Origin of the sequence: Streptomyces curacoi, from assembly GCF_001513975.1 — a bacterium.
Lineage (GTDB): Bacteria > Actinomycetota > Actinomycetes > Streptomycetales > Streptomycetaceae > Streptomyces > Streptomyces curacoi.
This window is the reverse complement of record NZ_KQ947993.1, coordinates 127,421-141,289: the sequence shown is the minus strand read 5'-3', so window position 1 is coordinate 141,289 and position 13,869 is coordinate 127,421. Positions and strand designations below refer to the sequence as shown.

The window sequence follows — 13,869 nt, the reverse complement described above, 5'->3', positions numbered from 1 at the left end:
TAGTCGCGCTGTGCTCACGCACCCTGCCAAACCGTAGTGATGTTGCAGAACTCGCGGATTCCGTGCCCGGACAGCTCACGCCCGTACCCGGACCGCTTCACGCCGCCGAACGGGAACGCCGGATGGGACGCCGTCATCCCGTTGACGTACACACTTCCGGCCTCCAGATCCCGTACGAACCGGTCGACCTCGGCCTCGTCGCGCGTCCACACGTTCGAACTCAGCCCGAAGGGTGAGTCGTTGGCGATCAGCACGGCCTCGTCCAGGTCGCCCGCCCGGTACAGCGTGGCGACCGGCCCGAACGCCTCCTCCCGGTGGATCCGCATCTGGCGGGTGATACCGGCGAGGACGGTCGGCGGGTAGTACCAGCCGGGCAGTTCGGGCCGGCGCAGCCGGTGACCGCCGCACAGGACCTCCGCCCCACTGCGCCGGGCGTCGTCGACGAGCTCCTCCAGATCGTCCCGCCCCTTCTCGCTCGACAGCGGGCCGACCTCCGTCTCCTCCTGCATCGGGTCACCGACCACCAGCGCCTTCATGCCCTCGACGAACCGCTCGGCGAAGGCGTCGTAGACGTCCGTGTGCACGATGAACCGCTTGGCGGCGATGCACGACTGCCCGGTGTTCTGCACCCGAGCGGTCACCGCGACCTGCGCGGCCCGGTCGAGGTCGGCCGACGGCATCACGATGTACGGGTCGCTGCCGCCCAGTTCGAGCACCGTCTTCTTGACCATCTCGCCGGCGGTGGAGGCGACCGCGCGGCCCGCGGGCTCGCTGCCGGTGAGGGTGGCCGCCCTGACGCGCTCGTCGCGCACGATCTCGTCGACCTGGCCGGAGCCGATGAGCAGGGTCTGGAAGCAGCCCTCGGTGTAGCCCGCCCGGTGGAACAGGTCCTCGATGTAGAGCGCGGTCTGCGGGACGTTCGAGGCGTGCTTGAGCAGGCCGACATTGCCCGCCATCAGCGCCGGTGCCGCGAACCGGACCACCTGCCAGAGCGGGAAGTTCCACGGCATCACCGCGAGGACCGGTCCCAGCGGGCGGTAGCGCACCCGCACCCGTGACGCGCCGGAGTCCTTCACGTCGGACTCGGCCGGCTCCTCGTCGGCCAGCAGCTCCTCGGCGCGGTCGGCGTACCAGCGCATCGCCTTGACGCACTTGGCGACCTCCGCGCGGGACTGCTTGATGGGCTTGCCCATCTCGGTCGTCATGACCCGGGCGATGTCCTGCTGGTCCTCTTCCAGGAGGGTCGCGGCCTGGAGCAGGAGACGGGCGCGGTCGACGAAGCCGGTCAGCCGGTAGGTGCGGAACGTCGCCTCGGCGAGCTGGAGCCTGCGCTCGATCTCCTCGGCGCCCATGGCCTCGTACGTCTTGAGCGTCTCGCCGTTCGCCGGGTTCACCGTTGCGATGGGCATGACCGACCTCCTGGGAGCGGACTGTTGATTCGACCTTCGCGCGCGGCGGGGCGGACCGCAACGCGTGTACGTCTGCTCAGGCCGAGTGCTCCGCCAGCCGGTCGAGAAACGTGGCCTGGGCCTTGACGACGACCTCGCGTGCCCGGTCGAGGCCGAGCCACTCCACCCGGTCCAGCTCCGGGAACTCCCGCGTCTGCCCCGAGCGGGGCGGCCACTCCATGCGGAAGGTGCCGGGGACCACCGTCGCCGGGTCGAGGTCGGCCTCGACCGCCCACACCGTGACGACCTTCCCGCCGGACTGCCGCACCTCGCCGAGCGGTACGGCCTCCCCGTCGGGCGGCGGCAGCCCCAGCTCCTCCTGGAACTCGCGGCGCGCCGCCTCCCAGGAGGGCTCGTCGGGTTCGTACTCGCCCTTGGGGACCGTCCACGCCCCGGCGTCGCGCTTGGCGAAGAACGGGCCGCCCATATGGCCGAGCAGCACCTCAAGGCCGTCGTCGGTGCGGCGGAAGAGCAGCAGGCCCGCGCTGCGCTTCCCACCGCGGGACGCGGTCACGGCTTCACCCCCGCGGTCACGGCTTCACCTCGGGGTGGGCGGCGAGCAGGGTCTCGACGGTGTCGGCCTCCTCCGGGCGCTTGTCCTCGCGGTAGCGGACCACGCGGGCGAAGCGGAGGGTGACGCCGGCCGGGTAGCGGGTGGACCGCTGCAGGCCGTCGTAGGCGATCTCGACGACGAGTTCCGGCCGTACGACCACGCCCCACCCCTTGTGCTCCACGGCCAGCTCCTGGAGCCGTTCGGTCTGCCACGTCAGCAGCGCGTCGGTCATGCCCTTGAAGGTCTTGCCGAGCATCGCCAAGCCGCCGTCCGCCGTACGGGCACCCAGGTGGAGGTTGGAGAGCTTGCCGGTCCTGCGCCCGTGGCCCCATTCGGCGGCCAGCACCACCAGGTCGAGGGTGTGCACGGGCTTGACCTTCAGCCAGGACGCGCCGCGCCGGCCCGCGCTGTAGGGGGCGTCGAGGGCCTTGACGACCACGCCCTCGTGGCCGCGCTCCAGGGTCTCGGCGAGGAAGTCCTCGGCCTGCGGGAGGTCCTCGGGGCCGGAGACGAGCGTGCGGCGCACCCGCATCGGCCCGGGGACCAGTCGGGCCAGTTCCGTGTGCCGCTCGGTGAACGGCAGGTCGAGCAGGTCGCGGTCGTCGACGGACAGGGCGTCGAAGAAGACGGGCGAGACGGGGACCTCACGGGCCGCCGTCGTCACGTCCACGCGGGAGCCGACGCGCCCTGCGGTCTCCTGGAAGGAGCGGGGGCGGCCCTCCTCGTCGAAGGCGATGACCTCGCCGTCCAGGATGAAGCGCTCGCCTCGCAACTCCAGGGCGGCGGAGGTCAGTTCGGGCAGGCGGTCGGTGATGTCGTCGAGGGTGCGGGTGTAGATCCGTACCGCGTCGCCGTCCCGGTGCACCTGGACACGGATGCCGTCCAGTTTCTCCTCGACCGCGCAGGCGCCGAGTTTGTCGACCGCCTCGGACACCGAGGAGGCGGAGTGCGCCAGCATCGGCAGGACCGGGCGGCCGACGGTGAGCCGGAAGCGGTCGAGGGCGGCGGGGCCGTCGGCGAGGAGGGCCTCGGCCACCGTCTGGAGCGACCCGGCGAGCATCACCGCCCGCCGTACGTCCGCGGGCGGTGTCCGCGTCGCCTGGGCCAGGCCCTCCACGGCCACGGCGTCCAGGGCGCCCTGCCGCACCTCGCCGGTGATCAGCCCGAACAGGAAACGCTGCTCGTTCTCCGTGGCCGCTCCCATCAACTCGCCGACCAGGCGGGCGCGTTCGGCCTGCGAGCCGGTGCCGGACACCTTGCCGAGTTCGGTGAGCCGCGCGTCCACCTCGCGCACGGTGAGGGACGGTTCGGCGGCCGGGGCGGCCGGGCGGCTCAGCACCTTCCAGCCGATGCCGAGCCGCCCCTGCGGCAGGCGCCCCGCCAGATACGGGATGACGATCGGTACGTCGTCCGCCTCGGCGTCCCGGAACAGCTCCGCGAGCAGAGCGATCTTGCGCGACCGTGCCGAGGTCGCGGCTACTTCCTGGGACACCTGGGCCAGCCGGGTCAGCAGCATGCAGCCCATGGTGCAACGGGCTCCGCAGGTTTACACCCCCACGCCGCTGTCCTGGGCCGGGGTGGCCGCGTCGAGGTCGGTCATCAGCAGCTCCCCGTTGATGGTGGCCCCGGCGCGGTAGCCGCCGGCCGCCGCGTTCACGACCTGCTCGGCGAAGCCCATCGTGTTGCCGACCGCCCAGACGCCCGGCACGGAGGTGAGCCCGGTGGGGTCGACCACCGGGTACGCGCCCATGGGGGTCTCCTGGAGCTCGGCGCCGAGCTTCTCCAGCAGCCCGGTCTGCGGGACCGCGCGGGGCGCGGTGAACACGACCTCACGCGCGTGCACCGATCCGTCCGCCAGCCGCACGCCGGTGAGCCGGTCGCCGTCGATCACGAGCTCGGCCACCTCGCCGGGCACCACCTTCACCCCGGCCGCCGCGAGCCTGCGCAGGTCGTCGTCGGAGAGGTCCGACTCGGCGACCTCGTGCAGGAAGAAGGTCACGTCCTTCGACCACTGCGACACCATGAGCGCCTGGTGCACGCTCATCGGCGAGGTCGCCAGCACACCGAACGCCTGGTCGCGTACCTCCCAGCCGTGGCAGTACGGGCAGTGCAGCACGTCCCGGCCGAAGCGCTCGGCGACGCCGGGGACGGCCGGCAGCTCGTCCTTGAGGCCGGTGGCGACGACGAGCCTTCGGGCGTGCACGTGCCGGCCGCCGGCCAGCGCGACCGCGAAGCCCTCGCCGCGCTCGACGTCCACCACCCGGTCCCGGATCAGCTCGACGCCGTACCGCGCGATCTCCTCGCGCCCGGCGGCCAGGAACTCGGCGGGCGGCATGCCGTCCCGGGAGAGGTAGCCCTGCATATGGGCGGAGGGCGCGTTGCGGGGTTCCCCGGCGTCGACGACCAGGGTGCGGCGCCGGGCGCGGCCCAGGACCAGGGCGGCGGACAGGCCTGCCGCGCCACCGCCGACCACGATCACTTCGTATGTCTCGGTCATACCGACACGGTCGCTCCGCGGTCGCGAGATTGACAAACGTCTTTGCTGATTCTGCAATATCTCCCATGACTACCGATGACGTTCTCGCGGAGGTCGGACCGAGGCTGCGGCGGATCAGGAAGGACCGGGAGGTGACGCTCGCGGCGCTGTCCGAGGCGACCGGGATCTCGGTCAGCACCCTGTCCCGGCTGGAGTCGGGTCTGCGCAAGCCCAGCCTGGAGCTGCTGCTGCCGATCGCGCAGGCCCACCAGGTGCCGCTGGACGAGCTGGTCGGGACACCGCCGGTGGGGGACCCGCGGGTGCGGACCAAGCCCCTCGTGCGGCACGGCCGCACCTACTGGCCGCTCACCCGGCAGCCCGGCGGCCTCCAGGCCTTCAAGGTGCTGGTGCCGCAGCGCAGGGAGGAGCCCGAGCCGCGCACCCATGAGGGCTACGAGTGGTTGTACGTGCTGTCCGGGCGGCTGCGGGTCGTACTGGGCGAGCACGACGTGGTGCTCACGGCGGGAGAGGCGGCGGAGTTCGACACTCGGGTGCCGCACTGGTTCGGGTCGACGGGGGAGGGGCCGGCGGAGTTCCTGAGTCTGTTCGGGCCGCAGGGGGAGCGGATGCACGTACGGGCGAAGCCCCGGGAGTCGTGATGCCCGCTACTGTTCCGCGGCTACCTGTTCCCTGATCGGCAAGCGACCGCTTAGTATGCGAACCGACCCCGGTCAGACGAAGCAGTCCCCCGTGGAGGCCCCGCATGCAGGCATGGCAAGTGCACCAGAACGGCGAGCCGAGCGAGGTGATGCGCCTTGAGGACGTCGAGACGCCCACGCCCGGTGACGGCCAGGTCCTGCTGAAGGTGCGTGCCGCGAACATCAACTTCCCGGATGCGCTGCTGTGCCGGGGCCAGTACCAGGTCCGGCCGCCGCTGCCGTTCACGCCGGGCGTGGAGATCTGCGGCGAGACCGAGGACGGGCGCCGGGTCATCGCCAACCCCGCGCTGCCGTACGGCGGTTTCGCCGAGTACGCCGTCGCGGACGCCGCCGCCGTCCTGCCCGCGCCCGAGGCGCTGGACGACGCCGAGGCCGCCGCCCTGCACATCGGCTACCAGACCGGCTGGTTCGGGCTGCACCGCCGGGCCGGTCTTCAGGCCGGGGAGACCCTGCTCGTCCACGCTGCCGCAGGAGGGGTCGGCAGCGCGGCCGTGCAGCTCGGGAAGGCCGCCGGCGCCACCGTCATCGGTGTCGTGGGCGGCGCCGAGAAGGCGGCCGTCGCCCGGGAGCTGGGCTGTGACGTGGTCATCGACCGGCGCGGTGAGGACGTCATCGCCGCCGTGAAGGAGGCCACCGGCGGCCGGGGCGCCGACGTCGTCTACGACCCGGTCGGCGGCGAGGCCTACGCCCAGTCCGCCAAGGTCGTCGCCTTCGAGGGCCGGATCGTGGTCGTCGGCTTCGCGAGCGGGAGCATCCCCAGCCCGGCGCTCAACCACGCCCTGGTGAAGAACTACTCGATCCTCGGCCTGCACTGGGGCCTGTACAACACCAAGAACCCGAAGCTGATCCAGCACTGCCACGAACAGCTCACCGAACTGGCCGCCCGGGGTGCCATCAAGCCGCTGGTGAGCGAGCGCGTACCGATGAGCGGGGCCGCGGCCGCCGTACAGCGGGTCGCCGACGGTGTCACCACGGGCCGCGTCGCCGTGCTCCCGGGACTCACCGAAGGAGGAGCGGCATGATCGACGCCGCCGAACTGCGCCGCCGTACGGCGGAGTTGCTGGCCGCGCACCCGCCGGCCACCACCGACCGCCTCGACTTCCTCCGCGCCCGCTTCGACGCCGGCCTGGCCTGGGTGCACTACCCCGAGGGCCTCGGCGGACTCGGTGCGCCCCGTTCCCTCCAGGTCGTCGTGGACGCCGAGCTGGAGGCCGCGGGCGCTCCCGACAACGACCCGCGGCGCATCGGCATCGGCCTGGGCATGGCCGCGCCGACGATCCTCAAGTACGGAACCGAGGAGCAGAAGCGGCGCTATCTGCGCCCCCTGTGGACCGGTGAGGAGGTCTGGTGCCAGCTCTTCAGCGAGCCCGGCGCCGGATCCGACCTCGCGGCGCTCGGCACCCGGGCCGTCAGGGAGGGGGACGACTGGGTCGTCAACGGGCAGAAGGTGTGGACGTCCAGCGCCCACCTCGCCCGCTGGGCCATCCTCATCGCCCGCACCGACCCGGACGTGCCCAAGCACGCGGGCATCACCTACTTCCTGTGCGACATGACCGACCCCGGCATCGAGGTCCGTCCGCTGCGCCAGATCACCGGCGAGGCCGAGTTCAACGAGGTCTTCATCAGCGACGTCCGCATCCCCGACTCCCGCCGCCTCGGCGAGGTCGGCGACGGCTGGCGGGTCGCGCAGACCACCCTGAACAACGAGCGCGTCGCCATCGGCGGCATGCGGCTGCCGCGCGAGGGCGGCATGATCGGCCCGGTCTCCACGACCTGGCGCGAACGCCCCGGACTGCGCACCCACGACCTGCACCAGCGGCTGCTCAAGCTGTGGGTCGACGCCGAGGTCGCCCGCCTCACCGGCGAACGCCTGCGCCAGCAGCTCGTCGCGGGCCAGCCCGGCCCGGAGGGCGCCGGCATGAAGCTCGCCTTCGCCCGCCTCAACCAGGAGATCAGCGGCCTGGAGGTCGAACTCCGCGGCGAGGAGGGCCTGTTGTACGACGACTGGACCATGCGCCGGCCCGAGCTGGTGGACTTCACCGGCCGCGACGCCGGCTACCGCTACCTGCGCTCCAAGGGCAACAGCATCGAGGGCGGGACCAGCGAGGTCCTGCTGAACATCGTCGCCGAGCGCGTCCTGGGCCTGCCGTCCGAGCCGCGCACCGACAAGGACGTCGCCTGGAAGGACCTGTCCCGATGAGCACACAGCCCGACCTGCTGTACTCGGAGGAGGAAGAGGCGCTCAGGGCCGCCGTACGGGACCTGCTCGCCGACCACTGCGACGCGCCCGGCGTCATCGCGCGCACCGAGTCCGACGCCCCGCACGACCTCGCGGCCTGGAAGGCCCTCGCCGACGGCATGGGCCTGGCCGGTCTCCTCGTGCCCGAGGAGCGGGGCGGCCAGGGCGCCACCCACCGCGAAGCCGCCGTCGTGCTGGAGGAACTGGGGCGCGCGGTGGCCCCCGTGCCGTATCTGACCAGCGCCGTCGTGGCCACCGAGGCGCTGCTCGGCTGCGAGACCGACGGTGGCCTGCTCGCCGAGCTGGCGTCCGGACGGAAGATCGGTGCCCTCGCCGTCGCGCTCAACGTCGGTCCCGGCGGCGCCTACCGAGTCGTACGGCACGAAGACGGCGCGCTGCACGGTGAGTTGACCGCCGTCGCGGACGCGGCCGTCGCCGACGTCCTGCTCGTCCCCGCTGACGACGGCGGGCTGTACGCGGTGGACGCCGACGCCGTGACCCTCACCCCACAGGTGTCCCTGGACCTGACCCGCCCCCTGGCGACGGTCACCCTGGACGGTGCGCCCGGCCGGCTGCTGGGGGACGCCGAGCCCGCCGTACGACGCGCCCTGCGCGCCGGGGCCGGGCTGCTCGCCTCCGAACAACTCGGGCTGGCCGACTGGACGCTGACCGAGACGGTCCGCCATCTGAAGGACCGCAAGCAGTTCAACCGTCCCGTCGGCGGCTTCCAGGCCCTCAAGCACCGGCTCGCCCAGCTGTGGCTGGAGGTCGTCAACCTGCGCGCGGCCGCCCGTAACGCCGCCGACGCGCTCGCGACCGGAGAAGACGCGGACGTGGCGGTCGCCGTCGGCCAGGCCTACGCGGCGCCCGTCGCCGTGCACGCCGCCGAGGAGGCGCTGCAACTGCACGGCGGTATCGGGATGACCTGGGAGCACCCGGTCCATCTGTATCTGAAGCGAGCCAAGGCCGACTCGATCGCCTACGGCACCGCGGGCGCCCACCGCGAGGCCCTGGCCGAACTCGTCGACCTGCGGGCTCCCTGACGTACACCTGAGCGAAGCACACGAAAAGCCCGCCCGACCTGGGGTGGGCTTTTCCGTGCGCGCTGCGCCGATGAAGTGAACGCAGGGCGGCGGTCCGGACAACTCCCCGCCCGGCCCTGCTGTTTGGGCCCATCGGGATCGCATACTCACAGCGGTTCCCCACGGCCCTCTCAGGGAGGCAGCGCATGGCACTCACCACCCGTCGCAGAGCCCTCACCACCCTCGGCGCGGCCCTCACGGGCACGGTCGCCCTGCCCGCCGCCCGTGCGTCGGCGGGCGAACGAAAGCACGGACCGCGCCCGTTGTGGCGGGCGCACGCCCACAACGACTACGAGCACCCACGCCCCCTCCTCGACGCCCTCGACCACCGTTTCGGCAGCGTGGAGGCCGACATCTTCCTGGTCGGCGACCAGCTCCTCGTCGCCCACGACCCCGAGGACCTCGACCCGACCCGCACGCTTGAGTCCCTCTACCTCGACCCGCTCGCCGCCCGCGTCCGGGCCAACCACGGTTCCGTCCATCGCGGCTACCGCAGGCCGCTGCAGCTCCTCATCGACATCAAGACGGAGGGCTCCTCGACGTACCTCGAACTCGACCGGCACCTCAGGCGCTACCGGCACCTGTTCACGACGTACGCCCACGGGCGCGTGTTCCCGGGCGCGGTCACCGCCGTGGTCTCCGGCGACCGTGCCGCCCGTACGCCGATGGCGGCCCAGACCGTGCGCCGGGCCTTCTACGACGGCCGGCTCGCCGACCTCGGCAGCTCCGCGCCCGCCTCCCTCATCCCGCTGATCAGCGACAACTGGACACTCAACTTCACCTGGCTCGGTGTGGGCGCCTTCCCGGACGCCGAGCGGCACAAGCTGCACGGCATCGTCCAGGCCGCGCACTTGCGCGGGCAGAAGGTGCGGTTCTGGGCCACCCCGGACATGGCGGGTCCCGCCCGGGACGCGCTGTGGAGCGAACTCCTCGCCGCGGACGTCGACTTCGTCAACACCGACGACCTCGCCGGCCTGGAGGACTTCCTCGACGCCCGCCGCGCGGTCCGGAACGCGTGACACCACACGTTCGGCGGACAGGTCAGCCGCACGGACGAACCCTCCGCTACGCCACACTTGCGGCCGAACGCTGCGAAGTGGACGTGGCGGAGGAGGTTGAGGATGGCCGTTTCCATCTCTGTGGTGCTGCTGCTGTTCGTCCTGGCAGTGATCTTCTTGCGCAACGGCGGGCTGAAGTTCTCCCATGCGATCGTGTGCCTGCTGCTCGGCTTCTATCTGGCCAGCACGAGCATGGCGCCCACCATCCACAGCGGCCTGACGGCCACGGCGGACATCGTCAGCAGTCTCAGACCCTGAGGGTCAGCGAGTCGAGAACACCCCGATGCCGTTGGGTACGGGGCGCTCCACGCCGTCGGACGGGTGGTTCCGTACGGAGACCCGCGCCGCCCCGGGCTCCCGGGCGACCAGCGTCGAGGAACCGCCGCCGTCCAGGCTGAAGGCGTCGACCGAGCCCAGGTCCCGCATGACAGAGGCCACTTCGGCGATGGTCAGGCCCGACCGGTACGCCGGCGCGCCGTCCAGCGCGAGCAGCAGCAGGCGCCGGCCGCCGTCCGCGATGCCCACGGCGGTACGCACGGCCGAGGCCCTGGTGTCCAGGCCGGGCAGCGGCTGCCCGTCGTCGAGGACCGGATAGCCGCCGAGGGCGAAGCGGAACGGGACCTGTGACGCCGACGCCGCCAGCCGGTGCCGAACCTCCACCCGCTCACCCGTGAAGAGCTTCCGCAGGTGCTGCGCACCCGCCTCCCGGCCCACCAGGACGGTGGTGTCCGGGGCGATCGGCCCGCTCCCGGGAGTGTCGGCGGCCGACACGACCCGGCCCCGGCGGACCGTCACCTCATAGGTGTCGGTACTGCACGGAGCCGCCCGGTCGGTGTCCGTGCCGCAGGTGGCGCGCACCCGGGACACGCTGCCCCACCCGGCGGTGAACGCCCCGATGGAGCCCACCGGCAGGGCGTACTGGTTGAGCCCGCGCAGCGGCAGCCGGGCTTCGGACGTGCGGATCGAGCCCACGAGGGTCAGACCGTCGAGCCGGGCCCGGCGGTCGACGCCGACCCCGATGACGTCCTCGGTGCTGGTGCCGGGCGGCAGCGCGGGACCGAAACGCTGGCCGTTCGGCACCGCCGCCTTCAGCACCCGCCCGCGCGCGATCGCCGGGCCCACACTCGCGCCGGTCGCCTGGACGCCCGGGTGCTGCGCCTCGCTGATGTTGAAGAAGTCGCCGTTCACCCCGGCGACGGCCCCCTGCGCCGTGGCCAGCTGCGAGACGGTCGCCCGCGCCGCCACCGCCCCCGGATACAGCAGATCGAGGCGTACGCGTGGATTGCGCAGGTCGACGGTGAGCACATGGGCGTGCGCTGTGCCCCTCGCCGCCGGGATGTCGAACTCGTCGTATCCGACCCCCGGCGCGATCTCGCTGCCCCTCTGCGCGGCGCCGGCCGGTGCCGCCCCCACCAGGGCCGCACCGGCCAGCGCGCTGAGTGCCGTGAGCAGCGCGAGTGCCGCTCTGCCTGCTCCGAGCCTTTTTTGACGTGGCGTCACTTATCCCCCCTGATGTCGCGTCAAATGTCCCAGGAGTCAGGGGAAGTGCACCAGACGGCGATGACCTGCGCGATTGCTAAGCGCCGACGACGCGAGAACGGGTGAGGAAACGCACCCCCTCGGGTGCCTCCAGGGAGAAGCCACTGCCCCGCCCCTCGACGACGTCGACGATCAGCCGGGTGTGGCTCCACACCTCGTACTGACTCCGCGCCATCCAGAACGCGACCGGCTCCGCCACCCCCTCGACATCCAGCTCCGCGAGCAGGACGTCCGCGTCACCCGTACGGAACTCGCCCCGCGGGTAGCACATCGGGGCGCTGCCGTCACAGCAGCCGCCGGACTGGTGGAACATCAGCGGGCCGTGCGTCGCGCGCAGTCGGCGCAGCAGGTCGGCGGCAGCGGCAGTGAGTTCGACACGCGGAGTCTCCTCATACATGGGACAAGGGCAGCACGGGCAACGTTGCGAAGGGGTTGCGCCTATCGCCGGGTGTCGCCGATGGTGACGACGCCCGTGGCCTTCGTGGCCGTGGCGTTGTCGTAGGCGACATCACCGGTGGACTTCTGCCAGATCCTGATACGGAAGGTGTCCGGGCCGTCGGTCGCGGTGATCCGGAAGCCGTAGCCGCCGCTGCCGTCGACCGTGCCGGAGCCCTGGTACGTGGCCTCGGAACCGGTGACCACGAGCCAGTCGGAGCCGGTGGAGCGGAACTTCAGCCACGCCGGGCCGAAGCTGAAGGCAGCCTTGCCGGTGGGGGTGGTGGCGCCCTAGGCGTAGGCGGCGGCGAAGGAGAAGGCCGCCTTTCCGGTCAGGTCCGGCTCGGCCGGGTAGGCACCGGCCGGGGAGATGAGCACGCCCGTGCCGAGCGCGGGGCCGGCGGCGCGGTCGTAGACGATCAGCTCGCGGAGCGTGCGGCTGTCCGAGGCTCCGTCGTCGTCGGTGACGGTGATCACCGGGTGGCGGATGCCGGCCTTGGCGTAGGTGTGCTCGGCCCGGCAGATGGTGGCGTTCGCCGGGACCTTGGTCGGCTCGGTGCCGTCCTTCCAGTCGACCTCGCAGGTGTGGGTGTCACCGGTGCCCGGGTCGTCGAATTCGGCGGTGACGACGGTCCGCTTGCCGACCGGCACCGGGGCGGCGGCGCCGGTCGCGGAGGTGATCGCCGGGGGCGCGTCGGTGACGGTCACGGTGGCCTTGTCGCTGCTCCGGCCGCCGGTCAGGGTGACCTCGTAGGTGCCGTCGTCGGTGCAGGTGAGCGTGGTCTTCGCCGCCCCGGCGTCGGCGAAGGCGCAGGGCGCGCCCTCCTCGACCGTCCACTTCGGGCTTCCCGCGCCGGAGACGGTGCCGTTCAGCCGGATCCGGTCGCCTTCCACGCCCTCGGTGTCCGGGCCGGCGCGGACGACGGTGACCGGGTCGATGCTCGTCAGGGTCGGCTGACGAGTCCCAGCAACAGCGACGCGGCGGTGAGCCCGGCGAGTCTGCCCGCCAGGCGTCTACCGCGGGCACGGACGCGTGCGGAGTACGGCATGTGGAGTTCCCTGCTGAGGCATGGCGGGGCCTCGGCCGTGGACACCCTGCCGTTTCGGCTGTGTGACGTCGTGTGGCGAGAGTGTCAGCCGGGGGGTGGTGCAGCGTCCAGAGGTTTCGAACAATGTCCGACTGGTCGAACAGCCTTGAATGCTTCCCCGGTTGCCTCGGTCGGAAGGCCTGACATGGCCAATCTGGGCCTGTACGTTTCAGGCGTCGCCCGTCTGCACAACTTCAGTCAACTCCATGGCGTGCACACCCCGTTCTCTCCAGGAGGAGCCCATGCGAAGGCGCACACTCGGGCTTGCCCTTGCGGCCGTGACCGTCGCCGCCGTCGCGGGGTGCGGCTCGCCGGACTCCGGGAGCGGCGCCGCGCCGCCCGCGAACGGCACCGGGGCGACGCGGGTCACGGTCGGCGTCATCCCGATCGTCGATGTGGCGCCGCTCTATCTGGGCGAGAAGAAGGGGTTCTTCCGCAGCCGTGGCCTCGACCTGGAGATGGTCGCCGCCCAGGGCGGCGCGGCGATCATTCCCGGTGTGGTGAGCGGGCAGTTCCAGTTCGGCTTCAGCAACACCACCTCGCTGATGATCGCCCAGACCAAGGGCGTTCCCGTGAAGTCCGTGGTGAACGGGGCGGCCTCCAACGGCAAGGTGGGAGGCGATGTCACGGGCGTGGCGGTCAGGAAGGACAGTCCGGTCAGGTCCGCCAAGGATCTCGCCGGCCGGACGGTCGCGGTGAACACCCTCCAGAACATCGGCGACACGACGGTCCGTGAGTCGGTGCGCAGGGACGGCGGCGACCCGTCCGAGGTCCGGTTCGTGGAGATACCGTTCGACCAGATGCCGGCCGCCCTCGACGGCGGGCGCGTGGACGCCGCCTGGATGGGCGAACCGGCGATGACGGTCGCCGAGGCGCAGGGCGCCCGCGTGATCGCCTCGCCGTTCGCCGAGACCGACCCGAAGCTCACCGTGGCGACGTACTTCACCGCCACGAGGCTCGTACGGGAGAACCCCTCGCTGGTGAAGAAGTTCACCGAGGCGATGACGGAGTCGCTGGAGTACGCATCCGGGCATCCCGACGAGGCGCGCCGGATCCTCACCACCTACACCAAGATCAGCGACGACGTCCTCGTCGACCTCACGCTGCCCGCCTGGCCGACCCAGGTCGACCTGGCCTCCCTGGAGAAGCTTGCCTCGCTGGGTGAGCAGGACGGCATCTTCGGAGGGAAGAAGCCGGACGTCGACGCGCTGTTCTCCTGAGGGCACGCCGGT

Annotated in this window: 15 protein-coding genes; 7 read left to right on the top strand and 8 right to left on the bottom strand. The window is 72.0% G+C overall.

Annotated features, from left to right (window positions below):
- Positions 1–14 precede the first annotated feature (14 nt).
- From AQI70_RS30535 to AQI70_RS30520, 4 genes are all read right to left on the bottom strand, one after another.
- Positions 15–1,409, bottom strand: a complete 1,395-nt coding sequence (locus tag AQI70_RS30535) for an NADP-dependent succinic semialdehyde dehydrogenase (RefSeq protein ID WP_062155694.1) — start codon at positions 1,407–1,409, stop codon at positions 15–17.
- A 76-nt stretch (positions 1,410–1,485) separates the two neighbouring features.
- Positions 1,486–1,962 (bottom strand): NUDIX hydrolase, encoded by a 477-nt coding sequence (locus tag AQI70_RS30530; RefSeq protein ID WP_062155693.1) that lies wholly within the window; start codon positions 1,960–1,962, stop codon positions 1,486–1,488.
- A 16-nt stretch (positions 1,963–1,978) separates the two neighbouring features.
- On the bottom strand, positions 1,979–3,517 hold the full coding sequence (locus AQI70_RS30525; protein ID WP_062155857.1) for an ATP-dependent DNA ligase: 1,539 nt from the start codon (positions 3,515–3,517) through the stop codon (positions 1,979–1,981).
- Between the two features lie 30 nt (positions 3,518–3,547).
- The gene (locus AQI70_RS30520; protein ID WP_062155692.1) at positions 3,548–4,498 is read right to left on the bottom strand and encodes an NAD(P)/FAD-dependent oxidoreductase; all 951 of its coding nucleotides are present in this window, start codon (positions 4,496–4,498) and stop codon (positions 3,548–3,550) included.
- A gap of 65 nt (positions 4,499–4,563) precedes the next feature.
- On the opposite strand from AQI70_RS30520, the gene AQI70_RS30515 reads away from it, so the two are divergent.
- From AQI70_RS30515 to AQI70_RS30490, 6 genes are all read left to right on the top strand, one after another.
- Complete coding sequence (locus AQI70_RS30515; protein WP_062155691.1) at positions 4,564–5,136, top strand: helix-turn-helix domain-containing protein; 573 nt, start codon at positions 4,564–4,566, stop codon at positions 5,134–5,136.
- Between the two features lie 104 nt (positions 5,137–5,240).
- Complete coding sequence (locus AQI70_RS30510) at positions 5,241–6,218, top strand: NADPH:quinone oxidoreductase family protein (protein WP_062155690.1); 978 nt, start codon at positions 5,241–5,243, stop codon at positions 6,216–6,218.
- Positions 6,215–7,396, top strand: a complete 1,182-nt coding sequence (locus tag AQI70_RS30505; RefSeq protein WP_062155689.1) for an acyl-CoA dehydrogenase family protein — start codon at positions 6,215–6,217, stop codon at positions 7,394–7,396. The genes AQI70_RS30510 and AQI70_RS30505 overlap by 4 nt, the downstream gene beginning before the upstream one ends.
- Positions 7,393–8,478, top strand: coding sequence for an acyl-CoA dehydrogenase family protein (locus tag AQI70_RS30500; protein WP_062155688.1), 1,086 nt, complete (start codon positions 7,393–7,395; stop codon positions 8,476–8,478). The genes AQI70_RS30505 and AQI70_RS30500 overlap by 4 nt, the downstream gene beginning before the upstream one ends.
- Before the next feature lie 185 nt (positions 8,479–8,663).
- Complete coding sequence (locus AQI70_RS30495) at positions 8,664–9,536, top strand: phosphatidylinositol-specific phospholipase C/glycerophosphodiester phosphodiesterase family protein (protein WP_062155687.1); 873 nt, start codon at positions 8,664–8,666, stop codon at positions 9,534–9,536.
- Between the two features lie 102 nt (positions 9,537–9,638).
- Positions 9,639–9,833 carry a hypothetical protein gene (locus tag AQI70_RS30490; RefSeq protein ID WP_037890649.1) on the top strand — a complete coding sequence of 65 codons (195 nt, stop codon included), beginning with the start codon at positions 9,639–9,641 and terminating at the stop codon, positions 9,831–9,833.
- 3 nt (positions 9,834–9,836) lie between these two features.
- Here the strand turns inward: AQI70_RS30490 and AQI70_RS30485 are convergent, their stop codons facing one another.
- The 4 genes from AQI70_RS30485 to AQI70_RS40820 form a co-directional block, all read right to left on the bottom strand.
- Positions 9,837–11,075: a phosphodiester glycosidase family protein gene (locus AQI70_RS30485; RefSeq protein WP_062155686.1), complete on the bottom strand. Its 1,239-nt coding sequence runs from the start codon at positions 11,073–11,075 to the stop codon at positions 9,837–9,839.
- Positions 11,076–11,151: 76 nt separating this feature from the next.
- The gene (locus AQI70_RS30480) at positions 11,152–11,511 is read right to left on the bottom strand and encodes a DUF779 domain-containing protein (protein ID WP_062155685.1); all 360 of its coding nucleotides are present in this window, start codon (positions 11,509–11,511) and stop codon (positions 11,152–11,154) included.
- Between the two features lie 41 nt (positions 11,512–11,552).
- The gene (locus tag AQI70_RS40825) at positions 11,553–11,756 is read right to left on the bottom strand and encodes a hypothetical protein (RefSeq protein WP_062155684.1); all 204 of its coding nucleotides are present in this window, start codon (positions 11,754–11,756) and stop codon (positions 11,553–11,555) included.
- 84 nt (positions 11,757–11,840) lie between these two features.
- The gene (locus AQI70_RS40820; protein ID WP_062155683.1) at positions 11,841–12,443 is read right to left on the bottom strand and encodes a PKD domain-containing protein; all 603 of its coding nucleotides are present in this window, start codon (positions 12,441–12,443) and stop codon (positions 11,841–11,843) included.
- Positions 12,444–12,879: 436 nt separating this feature from the next.
- Between AQI70_RS40820 and AQI70_RS30465 the strand changes: the two genes are divergently transcribed.
- Complete coding sequence (locus AQI70_RS30465) at positions 12,880–13,857, top strand: ABC transporter substrate-binding protein (protein WP_062155682.1); 978 nt, start codon at positions 12,880–12,882, stop codon at positions 13,855–13,857.
- Positions 13,858–13,869: the final 12 nt, after the last annotated feature.